The organism is Maribacter sp. UH1 (assembly GCF_056839145.1).
Genome location: NZ_CM166387.1, coordinates 4,248,852 through 4,274,843, shown reverse-complemented (window position 1 = coordinate 4,274,843; position 25,992 = coordinate 4,248,852). Strand labels below are relative to the sequence as shown.

General features: G+C 33.7%; 28 protein-coding genes. 13 read left to right on the top strand and 15 right to left on the bottom strand.

Annotated features, from left to right (window positions below):
- Positions 1 to 13 precede the first annotated feature (13 nt).
- Entirely contained in the window at positions 14 to 799 is a 786-nt protein-coding gene (locus tag UH1x_RS18510; protein WP_482623428.1) for a tRNA pseudouridine synthase A, read from the bottom strand.
- 285 nt (positions 800 to 1,084) lie between these two features.
- Between UH1x_RS18510 and UH1x_RS18505 the strand changes: the two genes are divergently transcribed.
- From UH1x_RS18505 to UH1x_RS18495, 3 genes are all read left to right on the top strand, one after another.
- Positions 1,085 to 1,570, top strand: coding sequence for a hypothetical protein (locus UH1x_RS18505; protein ID WP_482623426.1), 486 nt, complete (start codon positions 1,085 to 1,087; stop codon positions 1,568 to 1,570).
- Positions 1,571 to 1,801: 231 nt separating this feature from the next.
- Positions 1,802 to 2,500, top strand: coding sequence for a response regulator transcription factor (locus UH1x_RS18500; RefSeq protein WP_482623424.1), 699 nt, complete (start codon positions 1,802 to 1,804; stop codon positions 2,498 to 2,500).
- The gene (locus UH1x_RS18495) at positions 2,497 to 3,993 is read left to right on the top strand and encodes a sensor histidine kinase (protein ID WP_482623422.1); all 1,497 of its coding nucleotides are present in this window, start codon (positions 2,497 to 2,499) and stop codon (positions 3,991 to 3,993) included. The genes UH1x_RS18500 and UH1x_RS18495 overlap by 4 nt, the downstream gene beginning before the upstream one ends.
- 101 nt (positions 3,994 to 4,094) lie before the next feature.
- Here the strand turns inward: UH1x_RS18495 and UH1x_RS18490 are convergent, their stop codons facing one another.
- The 3 genes from UH1x_RS18490 to UH1x_RS18480 form a co-directional block, all read right to left on the bottom strand.
- Positions 4,095 to 5,243, bottom strand: coding sequence for a Calx-beta domain-containing protein (locus tag UH1x_RS18490; RefSeq protein WP_482623420.1), 1,149 nt, complete (start codon positions 5,241 to 5,243; stop codon positions 4,095 to 4,097).
- Between the two features lie 210 nt (positions 5,244 to 5,453).
- The gene (locus tag UH1x_RS18485; protein WP_482623419.1) at positions 5,454 to 6,923 is read right to left on the bottom strand and encodes a MoxR family ATPase; all 1,470 of its coding nucleotides are present in this window, start codon (positions 6,921 to 6,923) and stop codon (positions 5,454 to 5,456) included.
- 15 nt (positions 6,924 to 6,938) lie between these two features.
- Complete coding sequence (locus tag UH1x_RS18480) at positions 6,939 to 8,090, bottom strand: vWA domain-containing protein (protein ID WP_482623418.1); 1,152 nt, start codon at positions 8,088 to 8,090, stop codon at positions 6,939 to 6,941.
- A gap of 477 nt (positions 8,091 to 8,567) precedes the next feature.
- Here UH1x_RS18480 and UH1x_RS18475 point away from each other — a divergent pair, with 477 nt between their 5' ends.
- From UH1x_RS18475 to UH1x_RS18450, 6 genes are all read left to right on the top strand, one after another.
- Positions 8,568 to 9,308 carry a DUF1853 family protein gene (locus UH1x_RS18475; protein ID WP_482623416.1) on the top strand — a complete coding sequence of 247 codons (741 nt, stop codon included), beginning with the start codon at positions 8,568 to 8,570 and terminating at the stop codon, positions 9,306 to 9,308.
- Between the two features lie 216 nt (positions 9,309 to 9,524).
- Positions 9,525 to 10,103, top strand: a complete 579-nt coding sequence (locus tag UH1x_RS18470; protein ID WP_482623414.1) for a hypothetical protein — start codon at positions 9,525 to 9,527, stop codon at positions 10,101 to 10,103.
- A 216-nt stretch (positions 10,104 to 10,319) separates the two neighbouring features.
- The gene (locus tag UH1x_RS18465) at positions 10,320 to 11,009 is read left to right on the top strand and encodes a DUF6624 domain-containing protein (protein WP_482623412.1); all 690 of its coding nucleotides are present in this window, start codon (positions 10,320 to 10,322) and stop codon (positions 11,007 to 11,009) included.
- A gap of 211 nt (positions 11,010 to 11,220) precedes the next feature.
- Positions 11,221 to 11,643 (top strand): hypothetical protein, encoded by a 423-nt coding sequence (locus UH1x_RS18460; protein ID WP_482623410.1) that lies wholly within the window; start codon positions 11,221 to 11,223, stop codon positions 11,641 to 11,643.
- A 61-nt stretch (positions 11,644 to 11,704) separates the two neighbouring features.
- Positions 11,705 to 12,040 carry a hypothetical protein gene (locus UH1x_RS18455; RefSeq protein ID WP_482623409.1) on the top strand — a complete coding sequence of 112 codons (336 nt, stop codon included), beginning with the start codon at positions 11,705 to 11,707 and terminating at the stop codon, positions 12,038 to 12,040.
- A gap of 102 nt (positions 12,041 to 12,142) precedes the next feature.
- On the top strand, positions 12,143 to 12,571 hold the full coding sequence (locus UH1x_RS18450) for a VOC family protein (protein WP_482623407.1): 429 nt from the start codon (positions 12,143 to 12,145) through the stop codon (positions 12,569 to 12,571).
- Positions 12,572 to 12,669: 98 nt separating this feature from the next.
- On the opposite strand, the gene UH1x_RS18445 is transcribed toward UH1x_RS18450, so the two are convergent.
- Together UH1x_RS18445 and UH1x_RS18440 are read right to left on the bottom strand one after the other, a co-directional pair.
- Positions 12,670 to 13,515: a DUF4249 family protein gene (locus UH1x_RS18445; RefSeq protein ID WP_482623406.1), complete on the bottom strand. Its 846-nt coding sequence runs from the start codon at positions 13,513 to 13,515 to the stop codon at positions 12,670 to 12,672.
- A 3-nt stretch (positions 13,516 to 13,518) separates the two neighbouring features.
- Complete coding sequence (locus UH1x_RS18440) at positions 13,519 to 15,927, bottom strand: TonB-dependent receptor (RefSeq protein ID WP_482623404.1); 2,409 nt, start codon at positions 15,925 to 15,927, stop codon at positions 13,519 to 13,521.
- Positions 15,928 to 16,118: 191 nt separating this feature from the next.
- Between UH1x_RS18440 and UH1x_RS18435 the strand changes: the two genes are divergently transcribed.
- Positions 16,119 to 17,927, top strand: coding sequence for a glycoside hydrolase family 2 protein (locus UH1x_RS18435; RefSeq protein WP_482623402.1), 1,809 nt, complete (start codon positions 16,119 to 16,121; stop codon positions 17,925 to 17,927).
- Between the two features lie 35 nt (positions 17,928 to 17,962).
- On the opposite strand, the gene UH1x_RS18430 is transcribed toward UH1x_RS18435, so the two are convergent.
- A complete protein-coding gene (locus UH1x_RS18430) occupies positions 17,963 to 18,763 on the bottom strand; it encodes a hypothetical protein (protein WP_482623400.1) in 801 nt (266 codons plus the stop codon).
- 360 nt (positions 18,764 to 19,123) lie between these two features.
- Entirely contained in the window at positions 19,124 to 19,636 is a 513-nt protein-coding gene (locus UH1x_RS18425; RefSeq protein WP_482623399.1) for a VOC family protein, read from the bottom strand.
- Positions 19,637 to 19,754: 118 nt separating this feature from the next.
- On the opposite strand from UH1x_RS18425, the gene UH1x_RS18420 reads away from it, so the two are divergent.
- The 3 genes from UH1x_RS18420 (at position 19,755) to UH1x_RS18410 (ending at position 20,789) form a co-directional block, all read left to right on the top strand.
- Positions 19,755 to 20,075, top strand: coding sequence for a winged helix-turn-helix transcriptional regulator (locus UH1x_RS18420; protein WP_482623398.1), 321 nt, complete (start codon positions 19,755 to 19,757; stop codon positions 20,073 to 20,075).
- Positions 20,076 to 20,141: 66 nt separating this feature from the next.
- Entirely contained in the window at positions 20,142 to 20,330 is a 189-nt protein-coding gene (locus UH1x_RS18415) for a hypothetical protein (RefSeq protein WP_396634561.1), read from the top strand.
- A gap of 45 nt (positions 20,331 to 20,375) precedes the next feature.
- On the top strand, positions 20,376 to 20,789 hold the full coding sequence (locus tag UH1x_RS18410) for a GNAT family N-acetyltransferase (RefSeq protein WP_482623397.1): 414 nt from the start codon (positions 20,376 to 20,378) through the stop codon (positions 20,787 to 20,789).
- Positions 20,790 to 20,977: 188 nt separating this feature from the next.
- Here UH1x_RS18410 and hisIE read toward each other — a convergent pair whose 3' ends face one another.
- The 7 genes from hisIE to hisB all read right to left on the bottom strand — a co-directional run bounded on the left by hisIE (position 20,978) and on the right by hisB (position 25,981).
- The gene (gene hisIE, locus UH1x_RS18405) at positions 20,978 to 21,586 is read right to left on the bottom strand and encodes a bifunctional phosphoribosyl-AMP cyclohydrolase/phosphoribosyl-ATP diphosphatase HisIE (RefSeq protein WP_482623396.1); all 609 of its coding nucleotides are present in this window, start codon (positions 21,584 to 21,586) and stop codon (positions 20,978 to 20,980) included.
- A 148-nt stretch (positions 21,587 to 21,734) separates the two neighbouring features.
- Positions 21,735 to 22,490 carry an imidazole glycerol phosphate synthase subunit HisF gene (gene hisF, locus UH1x_RS18400; RefSeq protein ID WP_482623395.1) on the bottom strand — a complete coding sequence of 252 codons (756 nt, stop codon included), beginning with the start codon at positions 22,488 to 22,490 and terminating at the stop codon, positions 21,735 to 21,737.
- 23 nt (positions 22,491 to 22,513) lie between these two features.
- Positions 22,514 to 23,029 (bottom strand): DinB family protein, encoded by a 516-nt coding sequence (locus UH1x_RS18395; protein WP_482623394.1) that lies wholly within the window; start codon positions 23,027 to 23,029, stop codon positions 22,514 to 22,516.
- The gene (gene hisA, locus UH1x_RS18390; RefSeq protein WP_482623393.1) at positions 23,022 to 23,753 is read right to left on the bottom strand and encodes a 1-(5-phosphoribosyl)-5-[(5-phosphoribosylamino)methylideneamino]imidazole-4-carboxamide isomerase; all 732 of its coding nucleotides are present in this window, start codon (positions 23,751 to 23,753) and stop codon (positions 23,022 to 23,024) included. Before hisA ends, UH1x_RS18395 begins: the two co-directional genes overlap by 8 nt.
- A gap of 3 nt (positions 23,754 to 23,756) precedes the next feature.
- Positions 23,757 to 24,179: a GNAT family N-acetyltransferase gene (locus UH1x_RS18385; protein ID WP_303600585.1), complete on the bottom strand. Its 423-nt coding sequence runs from the start codon at positions 24,177 to 24,179 to the stop codon at positions 23,757 to 23,759.
- Positions 24,179 to 24,760 (bottom strand): imidazole glycerol phosphate synthase subunit HisH, encoded by a 582-nt coding sequence (hisH, locus tag UH1x_RS18380; protein WP_482623392.1) that lies wholly within the window; start codon positions 24,758 to 24,760, stop codon positions 24,179 to 24,181. The genes UH1x_RS18385 and hisH overlap by 1 nt, the downstream gene beginning before the upstream one ends.
- 84 nt (positions 24,761 to 24,844) lie before the next feature.
- On the bottom strand, positions 24,845 to 25,981 hold the full coding sequence (gene hisB, locus UH1x_RS18375) for a bifunctional histidinol-phosphatase/imidazoleglycerol-phosphate dehydratase HisB (protein WP_482623391.1): 1,137 nt from the start codon (positions 25,979 to 25,981) through the stop codon (positions 24,845 to 24,847).
- Between the last annotated feature and the right edge of the window lie 11 nt (positions 25,982 to 25,992).

The following is a 25,992-nucleotide window of genomic DNA, read 5'->3' as shown; positions in this document are numbered from 1 at the left end:
TTAAAACTACGTTTTAATTATTGAAGTGTAATTGGTTTAACATTAATCCAGATCCAGGGGCGATCGTATTAAGTTTATGCGTAGACCCGGTAACCAAAGATGCTTTGATTTCATCTAATGTCAATTCATTTTTACCAAGCTGTACCAACGCGCCCATAATCATACGAATTTGATATCTCATAAACCCGTTACCTATAACCTTTAAAATATAACTCTGTTCAGGAAAAAAATTTGCAGTAAGTACATCATTTGCCTCTATGGTACATGAATCAATTTCACGAACGGTTACGGTATTTGGCTTTACCGAGGCTGTATAAACGCTAAAATCATGTGTCCCTGCAAACAAAGAAGCTCCTTGCTTCATTAAATCCAAATTAAGTTCATCAATGTAATTTGTAATAAAAGGAGCGCTAAATGGGTGGTTCTTTGATCCGAAGGAAAAAAAGTAATGATATTCTTTTGTTTTGCTATCCTTTATAATATTAAAATTTGCATCCACAGATTCAATAGATAATAGACGAATATCTGATGGCAAGTTTTTATTAAAATCCATTAGAAAAGTATCAAAATCTAAAATAGGATGTTCAACAAAGAGCTCAAAAGCCCCGTCAAGTGAAGAAACCTTAGAATCTGTTCTTCCTGCTCCTAAAATTTTAAACGGACTATTGGGGTTTAGAAAGGTATATGTTTTATTTAGCATACCTACAATTGTTTTTAGCTTTGGTTGCTCTTGCCAACCATTAAATCTAAAACCCAAATACTGAAGTCTAACCAAATAACAAAACCGCTGTTTCTTCATAATGTAAATGTAATTACATTATATATAAGTAGACACACAATTTCATAGTTAGGAAAATGAACCAAATAATAAAGTGGTAATAGTACTATGAACTCCTACAATTATATTATCAGTTTTTTATTGTTAATTTACAGATAATTGAGTAATATTAGCGTATGATTAACTTAAAACCAAGGACTTGAACAACGAAGTTAGCCGTTCATCGATTTGTTTTAAGTTATAGCAAAGCTTCCCCGTAATTGCAAAGAAATAATGGTTCTCCCGAACCCATGAAAACTAAATTTTATGAATTCTATTAAAGGATTATTTACTTGGAAGCGAACATTGATTGTATCCATTGTTGTACTATTTTTACTGAACATCTTTAGTTTTTACGGGTTGTATACCAATAAATTTTATTTTTTTAAAATAGATAATTACCTCTTCCCTATATTATCGATCATCCACTTTGTATTTCTTTATGTGCTTTGGTTTAAAATCAATGAAAATGAGCTAAGTGACCCACCTATGAGAACATTAGAATATGCTCTTTATGGCATATCATTAGTATACATATATAAAATGGTAGATACGATGATAGTATTATCTAGCTATTCAGAATTTGAGAATCATCTTATACCAAGTACTTTCTTACCTTTAGGTTACATCATGCTGGCACTTTATGCAGTTCTATTACTGGTGACACTTTTGGCTATAGTATATAGAAAAGAGCTAGTAGGCACCTATATTTTTGATGATATGAACCAACATGTTGATCACTGGAACAATTAATAATCAATAACATATACAAACCTCGATAAGAAATTATCGAGGTTTTTTTTTGCCTTTTATTTACAAGCATATTTTTATAAAATGATAAAAAATGCAAAATAATTATTTGATGACCATGTAATTATAAAAATATAATGCGACCTACTATGTAGTAAAATAACCTTGTACCAAACGATTTTATCACCGATGTGATTTTTCTGTGATACTTTTTTTCTTAATTCGTAATCCACTATGAAACGTATATTAATTATTGAGGATGATCCTGAAATCATTAAACTATTAGAACTTCATCTTTCTGATGTTAGCTATGAAACTACTATGGCTATGAATGGGAATGAGGGACTGCAATTAGCCTTAGATTATGATTTTGAACTAATACTGTTAGACCTTACACTACCCGGCTTGGATGGTGTTGAAGTATGTAGAAAATTACGTGCAACCAAGAACACTCCGGTAATTATGCTAACCGCAAAATCTGAAGAAATCGATAGGGTTTTGGGTCTAGAAATTGGAGCAGACGATTATATGACAAAACCCTTTAGTATAAGGGAGTTGTTGGCTAGAATTAAAGCTGTTTTAAGACGCTCGAATAAAGTAGAGAAGAAACAAGAAGACACTTCGATTATTCTTGCAGAAGGGCTTAAAATAGACATAGACAAACGTAAAGTAGTTTTAGGAGATTACAAAATAGACTTATCGCCTAAAGAGTTCGAATTATTGGTGTTAATGGCATCTAACCCAGGAAGGAATTATACAAGAACGGAATTATTGAATATTATTTGGGGCTATAATTTTGAAGGCTATGAGCATACCGTAAATTCTCATATCAATAGATTACGCGCCAAAATAGAATCAGATATGGCAAACCCTAACTACATATTAACCACTTGGGGAGTAGGTTATAAATTTAATGAAGAGATAATGGCATGATGAATAATGACAAAACCCTTACTCCAAAATTGGTGAAAAAATTATGGTTGGCATTTATATTGTTAATTGTATTAATGGGAGCATCATATATATTTATAACAGGCTACCTAACACTAAATTATAACCAAGCAATTACACAACGTATAAATGCAAATGTTGCAGATCATGTTATTCAAGAAAAGTTTACCAATGCCGCTCCATTTTTAGAAGACGGTAATGTTAATAAAGAACTTTTTGGAGATTTAATGCATGATATGATGGCCGTAAATCGCGGCATTGAAGTTTACTTACTGAATAAATCTGGCGATATTTTATATTCGGTAGTTCTTGAGCATAATGAAAATGAGCCAATGAAGTCTGTTTCTTTGGAACCTATTCATAAATTCATTGAGAGCAAAGGCGAAGAATTCGTTTTAGGCGATGACCCTTTAAATGCAGAAGAACAAAATATTTTTTCGGCAGCTCCATTTAATATAGATGGTCGTGAAGGTTACATTTATATCATTGTTGCAGGTAAAGAGTTAGCGCAGATTAGTGATAGCTTATTTAGTTCTTATTTTACCAAATTAAGTATTGGCGCTATTATTTTGACCATGCTATTTTCTGCCTTAATTGGAATTTTAAGTATATGGTTTTTAACAAAAAATCTTAGAATTATCACCCAGACCGTACGTAAGTTTCAAGAAGGCGATTTAGACATTAGAATAGAAAATCCTGAACAATCAGATATTGAAGTGGTTGCCTTATCTTTTAATGAAATGGCGGATACCATAGTAGATAACATGGATAAAATGAAATCTGTAGATAATTTACGTAGAGAATTAATTGCCAATGTTTCTCATGATTTACGCACGCCCTTGGCTGTTTTAAAAGGATACATTGAAACGCTTCAGATAAAAAAAGATTCACTTTCAGAAAGTCAAAAAGAAGAATACTTAAAAATAACACATAACAATATTGATAAACTCTCAAGCTTAATAAACCAGTTATTTGAGTATTCTAAATTAGAGGCAGAACAAGTAACACCTATTAAGGAGCCTTTTTCTATTACCGAGCTTTCTCATGATTTAATAGCAAAATTTAAACTTCTAGCAAAGGAAAAAGAAATTCACCTACAGTTAGAAAATCCTGAGGATAATTGTATGGTACATGCAGATATAGGGTTAGTTGAAAGAGCATTACAGAATTTAATTGAAAATGCCATAAAGTATACGGAACCTAATGGTAAGGTTACATTAAGCCTAGTAAAAATGGGCAAACAAATTGAAATTAATATAACAGACACTGGAAATGGCATACCAATAAACGACCAGCCATTTATATTTGACAGGTACAAGCAAGTAAATAAGAATACTCAAAAAAGAGGTTTAGGCCTTGGTTTGGCAATAGTCAAAAAAATTATGGATTTACATGATACAACAATCGTAGTATTAAGTAAACCATATGAAGGAAGTTCGTTCATATTTAAATTGCCCGCTTATCAATTACAATGAATTTAATTATTGCTATGAAAAAGAGAAAGCCCTATCCAAAATTGGATAGGGCTTTCTTATTATTTCGATAGCTCAAATATAAACTACCTTAAATAAACTTCTTAATTAGAAGTAATTATTTGTGTTATTGTATAAACACCATCTAAAACTTCTAATTCAAATACTGCTACGCTACCATCTACAAATCTATTATTTGCTTCAAAGGTATATGGACCTCCATACGTACCGCCAAATTCATCTAGGAAATTAAAATTCACCGTTTCTGAAGTTAAACCATCAAATTGAAATGCAACCAACTCTATATCATATGTTCCATTTGCTAAGGGAGAAAAATCAAATTTATTAATAAATAAAGATTCACTTCCTTGTTCAGAAGATGATGATGATTCAACTGTATTACCATTAGAATCAGTTATACTTAATTCAAATAGATCACTTTGTGTAGACCATGTGCTGGTTATCTGTAAACCTTCATTAATTTCAGTAGTTGTTATTGCAATACTAGCATTTGACCCTATAGTAACATCATCATTTTCTACGCCATTTATAGTGACTGTAATACTTTTTTCACCTGACGCTGTTATTATACCATCATTAGCATCAACCGTAATCGATTTAGAAGATTGACCTGCTTGAATAATTAATTCACCATTACCCTCAACACCGTATCCGCTATTACCAGTAATACTACTATAATAAACTACAATATCTTCGTTTAAAGCTTTACTTAAATTAAAGTTTAACGTATAAAATGAATTCTCTTCAATGGTAATAGATGAAGTTTCAAAACCTAATAAAGCTTCACCGTCTGTAATGTCAATTTGTACAAAGCTGCCATTTTCACTTGGCGTAATGGTATTAGATAATTCTGCTAAACTAATAACAATGTTTTCCACACCGCTTTCAAAAAGGTCGTCAGAAATTATAGTAAGTTCTGTTGTGCCTGTTAATTCTCCTGCCGAAACAGTAATTGAACTTGAGCTAACAGAATAATCAGAATTTAAAGCTGCAGAACCTGCAAAATTTAATTGTATGGTAACAGCTTCTTCTTGTGCAGCTTCAATTGCTGCAGAAATAATAATTACTTGTTCATCAGATTCTGTAGTCATTGATGTGCTAGAAGCAAGCGAAACTTTAGACAAGTCGATTGCAGTTGGAACTTCAACAATTTTTTCTACTTCAATCTCCTCGGTCTTCGTACACGAAAATAATAGAGCAGCAACTGATAAATACATCAGGGTTTTTCTCATAATAATGAATAAATTAATTAATGGTTATTAAAATCTTATTATAAAGGTATGTTAATACATTTATAAGCGAAAACAGTAATAAAATAGAATTATAAGTAAATTCCTACATATAACCATGTAACTAATTAAATTTCAACACCTAAAGAATCATTAAAAATTTAACATTTATACGAATAAAAAAAGCCCTTTCATTGTTGAAAGGGCTTTTTTCTAAATATCTTTTAAAAAACTGCTGTAAAGGTCTTTAAATTCAAACCCATCGGTGAAACGCTGTTTGTTCAATTTTTTGTAAGAAACTAGCCCCCAGAGTAAAAGCTCTTTTAAGAAATAAACATCTTTAGCATCATAATCTGGCTGATGGTCTTTTAATAACTGATTTAAAGCAGGAATACCATCTAAAGCACGTTTATATTCTTCATCAGTGAAGTCGTCCATCAATTCAAAGCCTTCTCCTTGAAAAAACCAATGTAACAATTCATCGTAAACCGTTTCTTCATCTTTACGTTCAAGTTTATTGATTTTCGGAAAATACTTTGGAAACAATGTTTTTACAGCATCATCTATAAGAATACCAGCAACTCCGTCAGCTCCCTCCTGCTCTCCTTCATAAACCAATTCTATTTTACCGGTAATTGCAGGAATGATTCCTAAGAAATCGCTCAAACGAACCATGGTACTATTTCCACCGTTCAATAAAGATCTACGCTCAGCGGTACTTAACAAGTTTTCAAAAGCAGTAATACTGGTACGTGCACTGACACCACTCTTAGCATCGACATATTCACTATCACGAGCTTCAAATATAATTTGCTCTAATAAGTCTTTTGCTAAATCTGGAACATAAACTGCATCTGTTTGTCTAGAATCTAACTTAGCTTCTTGCTCGGTAATTTTTCTAGCTATCTCAATATCATCTGGGTAATGGGTTAAAATTTGAGACCCAATTCTATCTTTCAGCGGAGTAACGATACTACCTCTATTCGTATAATCTTCTGGATTAGCCGTAAATACAAACTGAATATCCAAAGGCAACCTCAATTTGAATCCACGTATCTGGATATCTCCTTCTTCCAAAATATTGAATAAAGATACTTGTATACGTGCTTGTAAATCCGGTAATTCATTAATTACGAAAATACAGCGGTTGGCACGAGGTATCATCCCGAAATGAATCACTCTGTCATCTGCATATGACAATTTTAGGTTTGCTGCTTTTATAGGATCTACATCTCCAATTAAATCTGCCACGGTAACATCTGGAGTAGCCAATTTTTCAGCAAAACGTTCCTCTTTATGCATCCAAGTAATAGGCGTATCATCGCCTTTTTCTTTGATAAGCTCCATCGCATATCTAGACATCGGTTTCATAGGGTCATCATTTATTTCAGAACCTTCTACAACGGGTATATATTCATCTAACAGATTTACCATTAAATGCGCCAAACGTGTTTTTGCCTGACCACGCAATCCTAATAAGTTAATATTATGACGAGATAGAATAGCACGCTCTAATTCTGGAATTACAGTATCTTCATAACCCCAAACCCCAGGAAAAGCATCTTCTCCTTTCTTAATTTTTTCTACAAGATTGTCTCGCAACTCATCTTTTACACTTTTAGTTTCGTATCCGGCAGCTTTTAACTCCCTTAGTGTGTGTATATTTTTATAATCTAATTTCATAAAATTTTCTTAGTCTTATTTCAATCTTTTTTTTCTGTTTGCTTCGTAATCTTCAAATATCATTTCACCCAATCCTTTTAATCCAGTGAAAAAAGCCTTCCCCTTATTCGCTTCGGTAAAATGTCGAATAAATTGCATTAAGTAAGGATCTTGAGCGATCATAAATGTTGTTATCGGTATATGTAGTTTACGAGCCTGGCGCGCCATATTATAGCATTTCTCCACAATAAAATCATCTAAGCCAACACTGTTCTTGTAATATGTACCGTCTGGCATGCGAAGACAACTTGGCTTACCATCGGTAATCATAAATATCTGTTTGTTGGTATTACGTTTTCTACGAAGCATATCCATTGCTAATTGCAGACCAGCCACTGTATTGGTATGATACGGACCAACTTTTAAATACGGTAAATCTTTAATAGGTATAGGCCAGGCATCATTACCAAATACCAAAATATCTAAAGTATCTTTTGGGTATCTAGTCGTAATTAGTTCCGCCAATGCCATAGCTACTTTTTTAGCAGGAGTAATTCGGTCTTCGCCATACAAAATCATACTATGACTAATATCGATCATAAGTATGGTACTCATTTGGGCTTTGTGCTGGGTATCTTCTACCACCAAATCATTTTCACTTAAATGAAAACTGCCTACACCGTGATTGATTTGAGCGTTTTTAAGACTCTCGGTCATAGATATGTTTTCTAGACCATCGCCGTAACGGTATTCCCTAAGGTCGCCCGTATGCTCATCTCCTTGTCCAGATTTACCAGTTTTATGATTACCGGCACCACTTCTTTTAAGTTTACCAAAAATTTGGTCTAAAGCACGCTGACGTATTATACGTTCCATCTTTGCGGTAATGGAGATATCCCCACCGCCGGAACCTTCTTCGCCGTCTTGTGCGTCGCCACCGCCATCTTTAAACTCTTCGCGTATGTATCCCTTAGCCTTTAAATCCTCAATAAAGTCTTCAATGGTATAGTCTTCAGTAGTAAGTTCATACTCCTTGTCTAATTCTCGTAACCAATCAATAGCTTCGTCAAAATCTCCAGAAGTGTGTGTAATAAGCTCTTGGAAAATATCGAAAAGCCTATCAAAAACTGATTGTTCGGGTGCTTCATAAGTTTCAAAGCGGAACCCCTTTCTTATATTCATAGCCATACTATAAAATTAACACTTTTAGGTTGGATGCCCTCGCCTTTTGGGAAATGTTAACGTTGTTGTTTAATGTTGGTAGTTTGTTGACCGTTGATGGTTGTTCGTTATTGGTTGATGGTTCTTCGTTGTTCGTGTTGAGTTGGACGCTGTTCGCTTATCGCTGAACGCAATACGCTGTGCGCTTTTCGAGTGGCGCAAAAGAATTCGTCTTTGCGAGGAGCTTTTTAGCGACGAAGCAATCTGTTTGTTTCGTGTAACTAAGCTACAAATTGCAATGCATGTAAGCGAAAGGCGCGCGGCGTTTTGCGCATAGCGTTTTAAAAAGTAACTTCGGCTACGCTCAGTCACCGGTATTCAGCAACACTATTTACAAACAACCAACAACTAAAAAAATACACTATCAACAAAAAACCAATTACACTTCAACAATTCAAAGGTTTTTTAAGCACGCCGTCGCTTTGGGAAGGTGAACAGTTTGGTGTGCCTCAGTTTCAATTTCCTGAAGTAGCGATAGATAGTTTTTTGCCCAGTCCCATTCCAGAGAATTTACGGTTGGGGCATCAGATGGAATATGTGTGTAAGCAGTTTCTAGACCAAAGTGATGCATATGATGTGCTTGTTCATAATTTACCCATACGAAATGGTAAACAAACCATTGGTGAAATAGATTTTATACTGAAAGAAACCGCAACACGGCAATTGATACACGTAGAACTTACCTATAAGTTTTACTTAATTGACATGGAAATAGAGAACCCAATTCATCAATTAATAGGACCAAATAGAAGCGATGCGTTTTATAAAAAACTACAGAAAATCAAAAACAATCAATTCTCTTTACTACATACCAATATTGTACGTTCTGTACTTCTAGAGAAAGAAATAGATACTACAAATATTAAACAACAAGTATGTTTTAAAGCACAACTATTTAAACCTTATAAAGCTGATAGTTTACAACTAGACCCATTTAATGCAGATTGTATTGTTGGTTATTGGCTGCGGCTAAAAGATTTTAATGAAAATAGATTTTCTTCATTTCAATTCTATATACCTACTAAAAGTGAATGGGTATTTCATCCATTTGAAGAAGTCGCATGGCTTTCTCACGATGAAATTGTTATAACCATTACAGAACGTCTAAATAATAAAAGTGCTCCCTTGGTTTGGATGAAGAAAAATAACACCACATATGAAAAGTTTTTTGTGGTTTGGTGGTAAGATTCATTTCTAGATATTATTATCTATAACAGCTGTTAATAACTGTTGATAGGTCGTTTTTAAAGTAGGTGAGAATTAGATTACTTTTATAGATGGAATATGTGTAATTGTGCACATATACAATTGTTGTAGTGGATTTAGGCTCAAAAGAATAATTAAAAAGAATTGAAATATCTAACTATAGTTTTAATTAACCTAATCCTACTCCTTACGTTAATGTACTTTGGAATAGATAAGTTTGACGATGAATTTAATGGTGGTAGTTTCTATTTAGAATCTTTAAAACTTATTGGATTATCAATAATCGGTATAATTTCATTGAGAATAGCCATTTTAATTTTCCGAAAAAGAAATATAAAATCGACTTTGAAAAGATTTGGCATTTCAATACTAATTATTCTTTGTATTAGTGGTTATTTTTATTTCACATACGGAAAGAAAATCTATCACAATCAATTTTTGAATAAAGATTTGAGAAATAGTATTGTAAATAAAATAATACCCTACGAAGGAAGCTGGTTTGGGAACAAAGCCGAAAATCTGACTGAAAGAGAATATATTGAAATAACCAAGGTAAAATGGTTTCCAGAATTACCCAAAGGTGCTCAGAATATTAGTTATGATTATGAATACGAAGGATTTTTGCCTGACTATTCATTTTCTATAAGCTATGATTTGCCGTTAAATTCTAAAGTGGAAACAATGGATTATGAAAATGAGACTTTTTCTAAAAGTCGGACTTTTGAAATTATTGAAAATAAAAAAAGAGTAACTTATTCTGAGGGTTCGTGGTAAAAAACGCACTACAACACAACCTATAAACAATACGGGCTTAAGCTTTAAACGCTAAGGTCTGCGTATATTTATAATGTCGCGAAATCTTTGGTATTTCGCTTTGACAGAAAAAAGAAAAAACAAAACCAAAAGATTTCGCTATGTGCGTGGCGGAAAGCAAACGTTAGTTCGCTCCCGTACTGTTCATAGCTCAACCGTTGTAACCAATTTAACAAAATGAAATCCGTTCAAGTATTCTTCTACATTTTAATACTAGCTTTTAATTCCTGTAAGCAAACTAAAAAATCTAATTTAGAACAGGTTAAAATTAACATTGAGCTAAAAGATAAACTCGAAGCTATTTTATTAAAAGACCAAGGAATACGTGAAATAGTAAATGGAAATTTAACCAATGAAAGAAAAATTAATTTGTTAAATGAAATGAAGCTAAATGAAACGGATATAGAAGGAAGTAAAAGGTTTGATTTAATGCGTGAAATTGATAGTATCAATTTAATCGAAACTGAAACTATTATTAGAAATTATGGCTATCCTGGTAAATCTTTAGTTGGAGAACCAGCTAATAAAGCAGTTTTTTACGTTATTCAACATTCAAATAAAATTGATAAATATCTACCCTTGATTAGAAAAGCAACCGAAAATGGAGACATCGCTAGAACCTCTTTAGCAATGATGGAGGACAGGAATTTAATGGATAAAGGAATTGAACAACTTTATGGCACTCAAATTAAAGGACAGGCTAATAAAAACGGTGAATGGATTTACTTTCTCTGGCCAATTAAAAATGCTGATTCAATAAACATTTGGCGAAAAGAAATGGGATTTGAACAGAACGTTGAGGAATATGTAAAGGAGATGGATGTTGAGTTTAAATTATACCGAATCGACGAATTAAACGAATTATAAAAACTGGTTACAACAATACCTAAACGTAATGCGGACTTTAAGGCTAAACTGAAAGGTCTGTGTATATTTATAAAGTCGCTAAATCTTATGGATTTAGCTTTGGAACAAAAAAAGAAAAAGCAAAACAATAAGCTTTAGCTTCGTGCTCAGACGGAAACGAAAAGTTTCCTTGCCTCCGCACTACGCTTAGCCGCAACGTTAGAAAATATTAATGACCAACCAAGAATTAGACAAAATCATTAAAAAAATAGAGCATGAACACTCTAAATCAGATGCCTATTTTGACTGTGAATTTAATGAAGATTTTGGATTTGCTAAAGGGAATAAATCTGGTTTATTGCTTTACGCTAAAGAATTTCTAAAAGCGGCTAGGGAAATTGATAAGAGAAAATTTGACGAAGGAGAAATGGAAGTCTATAATCCTGATTTTAATTGGATAGATGAAATTGATAGTAATCCCTTTCAATATATAAAAATTACAAAAAAAAATAGTGGAGAGAACAAACTTGAAAAGCAAACGGAAAAGGAAAGCTGGAAAAGTAAAATGCTTGGAATAGGGTGTGTAGTTTCTCTAGTTTTTGTCGTGATTTTCAGTATAATTGGAATGATAACCTTTTTTAAATGGTTATCTTAAAATAACATTTGCTAATACAACCTATAACCAATTTTTTATATAAGATTTATATTATAATTCGATGATTGATTTAGACAAATATTATAGCCATTTGGGTCCTTATGAATTAATAGAAATTATCGAATCAAATAGTGATTACAAACCTGAGGTAATAGCATATTGTAAATTAAGAATTGACGAACTGAATTTAGAACTAGATGTTATAAAAACACACGCCTCAGTTGTCTTAAGAAAAAGATTTTCTAAATATTTCACTAATGGAAAATATAAAATAGATAAACCTATTATTTTGGATAGTGAATATTTAAATAGATATGAAGTAAAAAGGTGTTTTGATGAAAGTAAAGCTGAACACATAAGAGACTGGAATTTTATGACAGACGGGTTAGATATATAACTTCGATATACAGCATATTCTAAACTCGATGTAAACCTTAGAACAAAACCAAAATATCTAAATAAAACTTAAGCTCTTAATTTAGGTCTAAAATAAGCACCCATGAATATAACCACATTCTTAACATTTGTAGGCGACCAATGCGGTAAGGCTGAAGAAGCCATAACTTTTTACACCTCTATATTTCCTAATTCGGAAATTAAAAGCATTATAAAATATGCTGAAGGAGAAGCAGGCGGTACACCAAATCTTATTAAACATGGGGTATTTACTTTAAATGGTACAGTATATATGGTTTCTGAAAGTAGCTATGAACATGCTTGGTCATTTTCACCAGGAGTATCACTTTATATTAGTGATACCTCTGAGCAGTTAATACAAACACTTTTTGACCAACTTTCCTCCAATGGTGGTCAAATAATGATTCCTCTAGATAGTTACAATGGCGATGGAGATTACGGGTTTGGTAAAAAATTTGGCTGGTGTCAAGACAAATATGGCATATCTTGGCAATTTGTGTTATCAGAATAAGTATTTTAAAAGAACATGCTGTTATAACCTATAAAAACTAAAAAAACCAAGCCCTAAATACTTTAGCGCTTGGTTTTCTTTTGATATCAATACCCTTTCTACTCTACCGTATAGATTACCGTATTTTTCTGAGTAACCCTAAAATAACCATGTGCGTAATTATCTGGATTTGTCGTGTTAATACAATTGCCTTTTATTGCTACAGGCGTAGACTCAAAAAGACCGACACCACCAAGTTGATCGATTACAATATCAATATAATTGTAATAGGGTCTAGAAATACTGTGCATATTTATGGTTACCACATCACCTGGGGCTAATGGTTTTATTTCTCCCTCTTCATCATCATCTTCATTTATCTCGAACCACCAATCTACCTCGTTACCGTTTATAAATTCATCATCACCTGATTCTAGTATTGGTAAAAGGTCTTGTGGTCTTTCATACTTAAAAAAGTAATTATCACCTTCCGCCTCAAAATCGTTAAAAACAATATGTAATTCAATGGTTTCATCATCAAAACCATCTTCTGTATCTTGAAATACATCTATAATATCTGCCACCGGATTCATGGTGTCATTTGCAGTATATGTTTGTCCGTCATAAATAATTTCTAACGTATAACTAGCTTCTAGTTGCGGATTGAATGTATTGGTTGTATAAGTACCATCAGCTTGGTCTGTAAAGAGATAAACTTCTCCATTAACATCATTGATTACTTTGACCTCTGCACCAACTACATCTGTACTTTGAGTATCGAAAAATGGTGTAGAAGTACGTAACGTTATACTTTGCTCATTACCAGCAGTACCTTTTTCCCAATCTAGAGAAGCTTCTACTACTAAGCGTATGGTATCGGTTTGTACTTCGACATCAATCACATCTGTACATGAGACCATGGTACATAACAATAGGAGTGTTATAAATTTTATTGGATTTTGCATGTTTTAAAATTTGAAATTATACGTTAATGAAGGCACAATACCGAAAATGGCAGTTCTGGTAGCTTCATTAGCCCCTGTTTCTATATTCTGACCAAATGATATGGAAGCCGCATTTTTACGGTTGTAAGCATTATACAGCCCTAATACCCATTCTCCTTTTAATTTCGCATTTGGCTTTCTGTTCGGTTTATAATTAACCGATAGATCTAAACGATGATAAGCTGGTAATCTATCAGAATTTCTGTCGGAATAACTGGCAATGGAAACGCCTTCATACTCATATTGACCATTAGGGTATGTCACCGGTCTACCTGTTTGAAAAACAAGATTGGTTCCAAAACTCCATTTGTCATTTAATTGATAAGAGCCAGAAATGGAAATATCGTGAGTTCTATCATACGGAGTATTGTACCAATTGCCATCGTTAATACCTAGTCCGCCAGCAGTACCACCAGGAGTTCTCTGTTCAGATTTAGAAAGGGTGTAAGCAATCCATCCTGTAAATTTCCCTTCGTTCTTACGGAACAATAGCTCTAATCCGTATGCTCTAGATTCCCCAGTTAAAATTTCGGTTTCAATGGTATTTTGTCCAATAAGGTCTGAACCATCTATATAATCAATTCTATTATCGGTACTCTTATAGTACACTTCAGCTTCCATAGAATAAGCTTTGTTCTTGAAATTACGGAAGTAGCCCAAAGCATATTGATTAGATAGTTGAGGGTCAATATATTGTCCGCTGGGTGCCCAAACATCTAAAGGCGTTGCGGAAGAAGTATTCGATAATAAATGAATGTATTGCGCCACTCTAGAGAAACCAGCTTTTAATGAAGAATTATCATCAATAGTATAGGCAAGTGAGGCTCTAGGTTCTAAATTTCCAAAAGATTTAATGGCATCTCCATTATCGTAAACCGTCTCCCCTATTGCAGTACCCCGCTCATAGATACCTAAGTCTGAATTGTAGACTACCGGTTGGTTATTTTCATATTCCGTCATGGGTTGACCACCCAATCTTGTAAACGCGCTATAACGCAACCCGTACTGAGCCGTTAGTTTATCTGTCAATTTATGTTCGGCATTTATGTAGACACCACTTTCAATAGCCTTTTTATTATCTAACAATAAAGGATTTACAGCAGAGGTTTCAGAAGTTGGCTTTATCTCACCCGGATCAAACTGATAATATATTCCGCTTGCGCCAAAATCTAGTTTGAATTTATCGCTGAAATAATATTTAAGATCATATTTAAGATTGTAATTGGTAATAGAAGAAACCCAGTCGAACTCAGCAAAAGTTAGACCTAACTTATAATCGTACTTACTATAAATAGCAGAAAGGTTAGAGAAAAGCTTGTCGTTAAAAATATGATTCCAACGTAGATTACCAGTAGCATTACCGTAAGAATTGCTGAAAGTATCCCCTAGCTCAAAAGAATCTCTTCCAAAATAACCTGAAAGAAAAAGCCTGTTATTTGCATTGATCTTATAATTGGTCTTTAGATTTAAGTCATAAAAACCAACACTATTATCTTGCCCAGCCGCTTTCAATAATAGATTGGCATACGAACTTCTACCAGCAATTAAAAAAGATCCTTTTTCTTTAAATAAAGGAGCTTCTAAAGCCAATCGGCTAGATATGATACCGATACCACCCGTAGCTGCAAACCGCTTACTGTTCCCATCTTTTTGACGCACATCTAAAACCGAAGATACACGACCACCATATCTAGCAGGTATACCACCTTTATACAATTTTACATCCTTTATGGCATCAGCATTAAAGACAGAGAAAAAACCGAACATATGCGATGTGTTGTAAATTATAGCCTCATCTAACAACACCAAGTTTTGGTCCCCTGCACCGCCACGCACATGAAATCCGCCAGTACCTTCACCATTGTTGGTAACACCAGGTAACATCTGTAAAGACTTTAGAATATCAACTTCCCCCAAAACCACTGGCATTTGCTTTACGGTTTCAATGTTCATTTTAAGAACACTCATTTCTGGTTTACGTAACACGGCAATCTCAGATTCTTCTGCCGTAACTTCCACTTCATCTAGCTGTGTAGATATTTCCGATAGTTCAAAATTAAAGTTTTGGTTGCTGTTCAGGTTTACATCCTGTTTAATATCGGCATAACCCATATAAGTAATAAGTAAGCGATATTCGCCTTTTGGGGCGGTAATAGAATAAAACCCATATTCGTTGGTTACTACACCAATTGTGGTTCCCTCTAAAAAAACAGATGCCCCAAAAAGGGTTTCTCCGTTTTCAATGTCAGATATTTTACCGCTTATGGTATAGCTTTCTTGAGCTAAAACCGGAGTGTAACTAAGTAATAAAATAATAATACTTGTGACGCTAAGCCACCTTAAGCGTACTTTACGCTTTCCTTTTTTAATCATGTGTTTGTATAATTGATTGATGAATACCGCAATATGACTATATCCTTTTAAAAATGTTACACCAAAAATGAATATTTAAGAAAATGCTAACATTAACGGTCATTTTTTAAACACAATAATGTTTTAAAAATATGCCCTGTTTTTAATTAAAACGGTAAATTTCAGGTCTAACTTAAAACTCAGCTTACCAAATGAAAAACCTAAACAACATTGCGCTAGTTTTCTTTATATTTTTCAGCATATCCATTACTGCTCAAAAAACTGAATACGCTAATCTACTTCAAAATATAGATGCTAGACAAAAGACATCATTAAATGGAAAATGGGATATTATCGTAGATCCATTAGAAAACGGATTTTACAATCACAGACTACAAGAGTATGATAAAGGGTATTTTAAAAATGCAAAAATGCAATCGCCTTCAGACCTTATAGAATATAATTTCGACACCAGCCTTCAGTTAAATGTACCCGGTGATTGGAATACGCAAATGGACAAACTTTACTACTATGAAGGTACATTGTGGTACAAGAAAGATTTCAACTATTCTCCTACTTCTAATCAAGAAAGTTTTTTATACTTTGAAGCTGTAAATTATGAAGCGATTGTTTATTTGAATGGAGAGAAGCTAGGCAAACACATTGGTGGTTACACTCCGTTTCAATTTAATGTAACCGATAAACTTGTAGAAGGAAATAACTTTGTTGTCGTAAAAGTCGATAACAAGCGTAAAAAAGAAAATGTGCCAACGGTAAACCAAGATTGGTGGAATTATGGTGGAATTACAAGATCAGTACATTTAATAAACGTACCTAAAACCCATATAGAAGATTATGCTGTTCAATTAGAAAAAGGAGGCACCAATAAAATTAGTGGTTGGGTAAGTTTAGCCAATGCAAAAGAAGGTGATGCTGTAAGCATTCAAATACCTGAGCTAAAGAAAACCATAAAAGCAATAGCAAAAAATGGAAAAGCGTCATTTACCATAAATGCGAAACCAAAACTATGGTCACCAGATTCTCCTAAATTATACGAAGTAATTATAGAAACCAATACAGATAAAGTTGTAGATCAAATAGGATTTAGGACGGTAACCACAGACGGCTCTAAAATATTGATTAATGGAAAAGAAACCTTTCTAAAAGGGATTAGTATTCATGAAGAGGCAGCATTTAAAACAGGGCGTGTAGTTTCTGTTGAAGAATGTAAAGTGCTATTGAATTGGGCAAAAGAATTAGGATGTAATTTTCTACGATTAGCACATTACCCACATAGCGAAGCAATGGTGAAAGAAGCAGAGAAAATGGGCTTTTTAATATGGTCAGAAATACCCGTGTATTGGACCATACAGTTCGATAATGAAGATACTTATGCCAACGCAGAAAATCAGCTTACTGAAATGATCTCTCGCGATAAAAATAGAGCTTCAGTTGTATTATGGTCTATGGCAAATGAAACACCTGAAAGTGAGCCACGTTTATCTTTTATAGGCAACCTAGCCAAGAAAGCAAGACAATTAGACAATACAAGATTAATTACTGCTGCTTTAGACACACAAGGTAAAGGTCATGATGGTAATTTAATAGAAGACCCATTAGGTGAAGTTGTTGATGTTATTGGGATCAATAATTATTGTGGATGGTATTATGGTGATGTAGATTCATGTAGTAGCATTAAATGGGCAAGTGCTTACAATAAACCAATGATCATGAGTGAAATTGGTGGTGGCGCTTTATACGGATTACATGGCGATGCTAATGAAAGATGGACCGAAGAATATCAAGATGCATTGTTTAAATCGAATATTGAGATGATGAAAAACATCGATTTTATGTCAGGATTATCTCCATGGATTTTGATGGACTTTCGTTCATCAAGACGTCCACTACGACGAATTCAAGATGATTTCAACAGAAAAGGATTGATTTCAGAACAAGGCATGAAAAAGAAAGCGTTTTTCACACTACAAGAGTATTATCTTGAGATGGATAAGAAGTAAGACTAATAGCTATGCTAATTGAAAAGTATCATTTTTCAGTTAGCATATTTCCCTTCTGCATAAGATGACAAAATACTACTGTTAGGTGCTTTACAATTACGCGGAAAATCATAAAAATAGATACACTTAGGTAGTCCGTTTTTAAAAGTAATACGCACAGACCCTTTACTATTGCCACTAAACCCAGAAAAGCTATAATTAGCACTTATTTCCATTGGTCTGCCTTCACTATCACGAGTTGATGTTGTAACACTAGAAATACTACCAGCAGTATATCTATTAAAAGACCATGTTTTAGACTGATCGTATACCAAATCATCAATAAGTTTATGATAGTTCTGGTCACCAGTTGGTCCGCCAGACTTTTTCATAGTGGTGTACTTACTAGTCTTTTTCATTCGTATGCTAGGTTTGTCGAGGGCAAAGAGTTTCAAGTTTTCTTCAAATCGTTCTAAACCCGGACTACCACAAGCATTAAGTTTAAAAATTTTAAGCATATCACCTTTAAGTCCGTTAGTTTTATGAATCATATCTACCGAATTCCCCATACTATTGGGGTCGGTAATCATTTCCATCATGGTACCTAGTCCTTTTGATCTTTGCAATTTATCAATTTCACCATACGCCTCATACAGTTCAGGTTTGGCATAAAGTCCGCTACCTACCCACACATATTTAACACATACTCTACTGATAACATCTCCCCATCCATTTTTTGTAACCTCTTCTGTAGCACATTCTTCATTCATAATTTGCACTTTATTTGCGGGTAAAGAACCAGAACATTGTGCACCGTAAGCTCTTAAGTACTGATCAAAAATCAATAGAAATTGCATGTCACCCCTCTTAACATCGATCTCTTCAAAATGACCACGGAAAATATAGTCGTAAAACTCGGCATAATAGAGTCCATCTGTATTTAATTCTAAAACTTCAGAATTATCTTCTTCGTTATAGGTTGAGAATTTGGCAATTTAAAAAATGAAGTAAAAAGCAGCCATATGAGGCCTAATAAGAATACTCTAAGAAAAATAGCAGATGATTTCATAGTGTGATGGTGGTTTTAAAATGAAACAGTCTGAGGGAAGGTTAAATATATAAAATTTATATACACCTAGTAATGAAGACGTTGAAATAAAAAAGCGATTAATGTTTATTTTTAACATTAATCGCTTTTTCAGCTTTGTAATTAAAACTTATCCGATATAGGCACCAGAAGAATACGTTAATTCATAACTATGCGTATAGACCTCAAATACAATACCGAAAGGATCTTCTACATAACACATTTTGTAAGGCTTGTCTTTTGGATAATACTCACGAATGGGCATTCTTTGTTTACCTCCATATTCTACAATTTTGGTTACCAAATCTTCAATATTAGGGTCTTGAATACAAAAGTGAAACAAACCGGTATTAAACGGATTAAACTCTGGAGCTTTTTTTACTCCATGAGGAAAAGAGAATAACTCAACACCTATTCCGTCAGAAGTTGACATGTGGGCAATATCAAACTCTTCCCAATCATCGCCAAAGACATCAATACACATAAGACCGATAGCAGTTTCTTTCTCTTTCTTAATTTTTGATGGTTCCATTATAACATACCAGCCCATTACTTCTGAGTAAAATTTTACAGCCTCAGTAATACTAGGAACTGTAATGCCAATATGTGAAAATGATTTGGGGTATGCTGTATTTGTTTTCATATCTATTATTTTATAGTACAAAATAAATCTATATTTGCCTTATTGACAATAACTTACCTAAAAGTGCTATAGTTACCAAAAAGAGTTAATTACTGATTATTAGTTAGTTATATTTTATATGAATTCAAAAAATTATTGTCCCTTAGACCATACCATGAATTTAATTGGTACGAAATGGAAACCCATTGTACTTTTTCATCTTTTGGAGGGTCCGGTTCGGTCTGGTGTACTACAGAAAAAAGTACCGGGCATATCAAACAAAATGTTTACCCAAACCGTAAGAGAGTTAGAAAAAGACGGATTGATTATACGCGAGGTTTTCCCAGTAGTGCCTCCAAAAGTAGAATATGGTTTAAGCGAGCGTGGAAAATCACTGGAAAATATTCTATTGAGCTTAGATTCATGGGGAGCAAAAGACAACCCTAACAATCTAGTATAAAACTAATTAACTATTCGTTAACACAACAAAATACAGAATAATGGGTTTTATTAAAAAAATATCGGTTTGATCGAAAATAAAAAACCTACTAAAATCTATTCGCAAGAAGTAATTGACACGCAACATGTATTTACAAAAGATGATACCGTTTACATAAAAAATAACGCGTCAACCGAAAGTAAAGACAATTGGTCTCCTATAAAATTTAAGTGGGTTTCAGTAGATAAGGTTCAAGACAAATTAGTGTTTGAATAACCCATAAAACCTGATTACATTTGAGCAACATGTAGTTGCTGGATTATGTCATACAAAATCATTAAAATTACTTCTCAGGAAACATTAGCCATTAGACACCAGGTTATGTGGCCCAACAAGCCGCTAGATTATATAAAACTACCTAAAGACAACGAGGGAAGGCATTACGGTCTATTTTTAGAAGACCAATTAATATCGGTAATCTCTCTGTTCATACATCATAAGGAGGCCCAATTTAGAAAATTTGCTACATTAGAAAGTCACCAAGGCAAGGGATATGGTAGTATATTATTAAACGAAATAATGCAAATAGCCGCTACAGAATCACTAACAAGAATCTGGTGCAATGCTAGACAAAGCAAGAATGATTATTACACTAAATTCGGGATGAAAGTAACCAACAAAACTTATGTGAAAGGTGGAATAGATTTCGTGATTATGGAGAGAACTTTTTCTTAAACCAAATATAATATGTTTAGTTGTTGACTTTAATCAAGGATTATAATAAAGGTCTATTAATAATACTAGTACAACAGATCAACTCCAAAATAGAATAGGTTAACAACAGTTCTCCTAAAAGCAAATACCTATTTAATTGCCTTTAAGCTATTAAATAGGTATTGTTTTAATTTAGTAAAGTATTTAAATTACTTTTTCCTCTTCATTAGTTCCGCTTCAATATCTTTCAGTGTAAATCCTTTTGCTTGTAATAACATTAAATAGTGAAATAATAAATCTGCGCTTTCATACAAGAACAGTTCATCATTATTATCCATTGCCTCTATAACAGTTTCAACAGCTTCCTCCCCAACTTTTTGGGCAACTTTGTTGATACCTTTCTTAAATAATGAAGCTACATAAGATTTACTGTCATCTGCAGTAGTTCTACGTTCTTCAATAGTGCTTTCCAATTCCGAGAAAAATCCAAAATTAGAATTATTTTTTTCACTCCAACAGGTATCAGTACCTGTATGGCACGTTGGACCAACTGGATTTACATTAATTAAAAGGGAATCGTTATCACAATCGTTTTTAATGGAGACCAAGTTTAAAAAGTTTCCGCTCTCCTCACCTTTTGTCCATAACCGCTGTTTTGAGCGACTAAAGAAAGTTACTTTTCCAGTATCGGTAGTCTTAGCTAATGCATCTGCATTCATATAACCAAGCATTAATACATTTTTAGTTCGTGCATCCTGTATGATTGCAGGTACTAATCCGTCACTCATTTTCTCCCAATTCGGTGTATTAAACTCCATATGTATTGTATTCTAATTTATTTTTATTCTATTTTAAAATCGGTTACTGAGCGTAGCCGAAGTGACATTTTGTTTGTCAAAAATGTAAACTGGTACTGATACTGAACACTGGTACTGCTTACTGAACACTGACACTTCCAACAGTAAACTAAACCCTCACAGGAATGCCATTTCCTTGTAACTCAAGTTTCAATTCTTGTATACCAATTTCTTTGAAGTGAAAAACACTTGCTGCCAATGCTGCATCTGCTTTACCTTCTTTAAAAGTATCGCTAAAATGTTGTTTATTACCGGCTCCACCCGAAGCAATTATCGGAATATTTAATTCTGAAGATAATCTTGCTAAAGCTTTATTTGCAAATCCGTCTTTAGTACCGTCATTATCCATAGAAGTAAATAAAATTTCACCAGCTCCGCGTTCCTCAACTTCTTTTGCCCATTCAAATAATTTGCGCTCTGTAGGTACTTTTCCACCTACTAAATGCACTATCCACTCACCATCTATCTGTTTGGCGTCTATAGCAACTACAATACATTGCGACCCAAATTTAGCTACCAGATCATTAATCAACTGCGGATTCTTTACTGCAGATGAATTAATAGAAACCTTATCAGCTCCGTTATGTAATAAAACATCAACGTCTTCAACAGATGATATTCCGCCACCAACAGTAAATGGTATATTTACCTTTTCCGCTACGCGATATACTAAGTCTGCCAAAGTTTTACGTTTTTGTTCCGTAGCAGAAATGTCCAAGAACACCAATTCATCGGCACCCTCGCGACTATAAATTTCAGCCAACTCAACAGGGTCGCCCGCATCACGTAAATCAACGAAATTGACACCTTTTACGGTTCTACCATCTTTAATATCTAAACAAGGTATTATTCTTTTTGCAAGCATTTTTTTTAAGTATTAAGTACTAATTACTCATTTTTAATATTCAAATCGACCCCATCATAAAATCCCAAATCCTTTTCTTTAATAAGTTTCACATAAAAAGCTATTTGACCCGTATGGTAGGAATAGTGCTCTACGGCATGCATAATAGCACCGACCCCAGAAAAAGACATTCCTTGTACAGACCTAACTTTTATCAACTTATCGGCTGTAGAATCGAATATGACCCGTTTTACGGAATCTACCGTATCTTCTAACTTATGTAACAACTCAGCTTTTGTTAGACCTGAATTCATTGAAAACTCGGCGTCTCTATCTCTATTATCATCAATCTCGCCAATAGAAGAAATTACATATTGCGTCATATTACCACATAGATGTAAAATAAGATTAGCCATACTGTTCAAAGAAGGATTAGGCTTCTGCCAAATTTCTTCTTCTGAAATTTCAGCAAGACTTTTCTTGATCATGCGCGTGCTTTCGTCCATACGATACATGGCATTTTCAACAATTTCTTGTACTAATCGTTCTTCCTTATCCATTATTTAAAATATACGATTCCAATTGCTTAAGACTGATTCTATTTTCATAAATCGCCTTACCGATGATAGTACCTTCACAACCCATTTCTGCTAGTTTTGGTAACTCCTCAAAAGTAGATATTCCGCCACTAGCTATTAGTTTTAATCCTGTATCTGTTGCACTTATAATTTTGGAATATAAGTCGAAAGACGGACCTTCTAGCATACCATCTTTACTAATATCTGTACAAATAACATATTGTATGCCTTTTGCTTGGTACGATTGTATAAAGGGAATCAGTTCTTCTTTAGATTCCTCTAACCAACCGGACACAGCTACCTTTTCATCCATAGCGTCTGCTCCAAGAATAATTCTTTCAGAACCATGTTTTTCAATCCAACCCAAAAACGTATCTGAATCTTTGACCGCAATACTACCACCAGTAATCTGCTGTGCGCCACTTTCAAAAGCAATGCGCAAATCATCATCGGTTTTTAATCCGCCTCCAAAATCAATACTCAAATTTGTTTGTGAAGCAATTTGCTCCAATACTTTATGATTTACAATATGCTTTGATTTCGCACCATCTAAATCTACCAAATGTAAATGTTGAATTCCGTGTGCCTCAAATTCTTTAGCTACCTCTAACGGGTTCTCATTATATATTTTTTTGGTATCGTAGTCTCCCTTAGAAAGGCGGACACATTTACCATCAATGATATCTATAGCAGGAATAATTCTCATTCTTTAATCTAAAATTTGTTTATCAACAGACATCCACAATGGTGAATCTCCTATTTTATTAAATCCGAAACGCTCATATAACAAATGCGCATCTTTAGTTTTTAATGCTAATGTTTTAAGTTTTTTAATGGTAGTATCTTCTAACATCGCTTTCACTAAAATCTTACCATAACCCTTACCTTGAAATTTATCTAGAATAATCACATCCATAAAATATCCAAAATAAATATAATCGGTGACTACTCTGGCAAAGCCAATTTGATCATTTTCTTTAGTGTATATTCCAAAACAGTAAGAGTTTTCAATCGTTGTTTTTACTTCTTCTAATGTTCTATTGTCACCCCAATATGAATTAGCAATAAACTGTTGAATTGCATCTACATTGACAAGGTTTTTATCAGTTGAAATAAAATAATCTTGCTTCATTACATTTTTAAAAAATTCTCTAAAATCTTCTCCCCTACGTCACTAGATTTCTCTGGGTGAAACTGAGTACCGTAAAAATTATCTTTTCTCAATGCAGCACTATAATCTAAACCATAAGTACATTCAGCAATTGTTTCAGAACACAATGGCGCATAAAAACTATGCACTAGATAAATATGTTCTTTTTCTTCAATACCATTAAATAATTCAGATTTTAAATTTGTAATCTGATTCCATCCAATCTGTGGAACTTTTACGGTATTATCGAACTTAACAACATCAACATCAAAAATACCTAGACCTACAGTATCTCCTTCTTCAGATGAGTTACACATTAATTGCATACCTAAACAAATACCTAATACAGGCTGTTTTAAAGTCGGGATTACTTTGTCCAAACCACTGTTCAACAACATTTTCATGGCACTACTTGCCTCTCCTACCCCTGGAAATATCACTTTATCGGCACGCTGTATTTCAGAAACATCATTGCTTAAAACAGCTTCATAACCTAAGCGTTTAATTGCAAATTTGATACTCTGAATATTTCCTGCTCCGTAATTTATAATTACAATTTTCATTAAAACTAGTATTAAGTAGTTAGTAAGAAGTACAAAGTAAATATCATAAAGACTTAATACTTTGTACTCAATACTTTTTACTATTTAAAGAACTCCTTTTGTACTTGGTAAAACCATTTTTTCAACATCTCTTTTTACCGCCATTTTTATGCTCTTTGCAAATGCTTTAAAAATAGCTTCAATTTTATGATGCTCGTTGGTACCTTCTGCCTTTATATTTAAGTTTGCCTTAGCTCCGTCAGTGAACGATTTAAAGAAATGATGAAACATCTCCGTAGGCATGTCGCCTACCATTTCACGCTTAAAGTCTGCATCCCATACCAACCAATTCCTACCACCAAAATCTATAGCGGATTGTGCTAAACAATCATCCATTGGCAAGCAGAATCCGTAGCGTTCTATACCAAGTTTGTTTCCTAAAGCTAAGTGAAATACCTCGCCTAAGGCAATACCGGTATCTTCAATTGTATGGTGCTCATCTACTTCTAAATCACCATCTACTTTTATCATTAAATCCATTTGCCCATGACGAGCCAATTGATCCAGCATATGGTCAAAAAATGCCAATCCGGTTTTAATATCACTTTTACCTGTACCATCTAGATTTAGCTTGATAGCAATATCTGTCTCATTGGTTTTTCTATGAATTTCAGCCGTTCTATCATTCAACTTCAAGAATTCATAAATCTTCTCCCAATCATTGCTTTCAATAGCAATATGGCTATTTAAATCATCTCGCTTAACCGTAATTTCCCCAGTACCCAAATTGGTTTCATCATTGATGAATATCCCTTTTGAACCTAAGTTTTTAGCCAATTCCATATCGGTTAATCGATCACCGATAACAAAAGAATTCTCTAAATCGTAATCATCAGAAAAATACTCGGTCAACAGCCCTGTACCAGGTTTTCTAGTATCAGCATTTTCATGCGGAAAAGTTCGATCAAGAAACACCTTATCAAAAACGACACCTTCGTTTTCAAAAGATTTAAGAATAAAATTATGAACTGGCCAAAAGGTGTCCTCAGGAAAAACATCTGTTCCTAATCCATCTTGGTTGGTAATCATCACCAATTCATAGTCTAATTCTTTAGCGATTTTGCCTAGAAAAGTAAATGCTTTGGGGTAGAAAATCATTTTCTCAAATGCATCTATCTGCTCATCTACGGTTTCTTTGATGATAGTGCCATCACGATCAATAAATAGTACTCTTTTTTTCATTTCATTTTCAT

Coding starts and splice junctions, on each gene's coding strand:
- UH1x_RS18510 (WP_482623428.1), bottom strand. CDS start 799: ATGAAGAAACAGCGGTTTTGTTATTTGGTTAGACTTCAGTATTTGGGT.
- UH1x_RS18505 (WP_482623426.1), top strand. CDS start 1,085: ATGAATTCTATTAAAGGATTATTTACTTGGAAGCGAACATTGATTGTA.
- UH1x_RS18500 (WP_482623424.1), top strand. CDS start 1,802: ATGAAACGTATATTAATTATTGAGGATGATCCTGAAATCATTAAACTA.
- UH1x_RS18495 (WP_482623422.1), top strand. CDS start 2,497: ATGATGAATAATGACAAAACCCTTACTCCAAAATTGGTGAAAAAATTA.
- UH1x_RS18490 (WP_482623420.1), bottom strand. CDS start 5,243: ATGAGAAAAACCCTGATGTATTTATCAGTTGCTGCTCTATTATTTTCG.
- UH1x_RS18485 (WP_482623419.1), bottom strand. CDS start 6,923: ATGAAATTAGATTATAAAAATATACACACACTAAGGGAGTTAAAAGCT.
- UH1x_RS18480 (WP_482623418.1), bottom strand. CDS start 8,090: ATGGCTATGAATATAAGAAAGGGGTTCCGCTTTGAAACTTATGAAGCA.
- UH1x_RS18470 (WP_482623414.1), top strand. CDS start 9,525: ATGTACTTTGGAATAGATAAGTTTGACGATGAATTTAATGGTGGTAGT.
- UH1x_RS18465 (WP_482623412.1), top strand. CDS start 10,320: ATGAAATCCGTTCAAGTATTCTTCTACATTTTAATACTAGCTTTTAAT.
- UH1x_RS18460 (WP_482623410.1), top strand. CDS start 11,221: ATGACCAACCAAGAATTAGACAAAATCATTAAAAAAATAGAGCATGAA.
- UH1x_RS18455 (WP_482623409.1), top strand. CDS start 11,705: ATGATTGATTTAGACAAATATTATAGCCATTTGGGTCCTTATGAATTA.
- UH1x_RS18450 (WP_482623407.1), top strand. CDS start 12,143: ATGAATATAACCACATTCTTAACATTTGTAGGCGACCAATGCGGTAAG.
- UH1x_RS18445 (WP_482623406.1), bottom strand. CDS start 13,515: ATGCAAAATCCAATAAAATTTATAACACTCCTATTGTTATGTACCATG.
- UH1x_RS18440 (WP_482623404.1), bottom strand. CDS start 15,927: ATGATTAAAAAAGGAAAGCGTAAAGTACGCTTAAGGTGGCTTAGCGTC.
- UH1x_RS18435 (WP_482623402.1), top strand. CDS start 16,119: ATGAAAAACCTAAACAACATTGCGCTAGTTTTCTTTATATTTTTCAGC.
- UH1x_RS18430 (WP_482623400.1), bottom strand. CDS start 18,763: ATGCAATTTCTATTGATTTTTGATCAGTACTTAAGAGCTTACGGTGCA.
- UH1x_RS18425 (WP_482623399.1), bottom strand. CDS start 19,636: ATGAAAACAAATACAGCATACCCCAAATCATTTTCACATATTGGCATT.
- UH1x_RS18420 (WP_482623398.1), top strand. CDS start 19,755: ATGAATTCAAAAAATTATTGTCCCTTAGACCATACCATGAATTTAATT.
- UH1x_RS18410 (WP_482623397.1), top strand. CDS start 20,376: ATGTCATACAAAATCATTAAAATTACTTCTCAGGAAACATTAGCCATT.
- hisIE (WP_482623396.1), bottom strand. CDS start 21,586: ATGGAGTTTAATACACCGAATTGGGAGAAAATGAGTGACGGATTAGTA.
- hisF (WP_482623395.1), bottom strand. CDS start 22,490: ATGCTTGCAAAAAGAATAATACCTTGTTTAGATATTAAAGATGGTAGA.
- UH1x_RS18395 (WP_482623394.1), bottom strand. CDS start 23,029: ATGGATAAGGAAGAACGATTAGTACAAGAAATTGTTGAAAATGCCATG.
- hisA (WP_482623393.1), bottom strand. CDS start 23,753: ATGAGAATTATTCCTGCTATAGATATCATTGATGGTAAATGTGTCCGC.
- UH1x_RS18385 (WP_303600585.1), bottom strand. CDS start 24,179: ATGAAGCAAGATTATTTTATTTCAACTGATAAAAACCTTGTCAATGTA.
- hisH (WP_482623392.1), bottom strand. CDS start 24,760: ATGAAAATTGTAATTATAAATTACGGAGCAGGAAATATTCAGAGTATC.
- hisB (WP_482623391.1), bottom strand. CDS start 25,981: ATGAAAAAAAGAGTACTATTTATTGATCGTGATGGCACTATCATCAAA.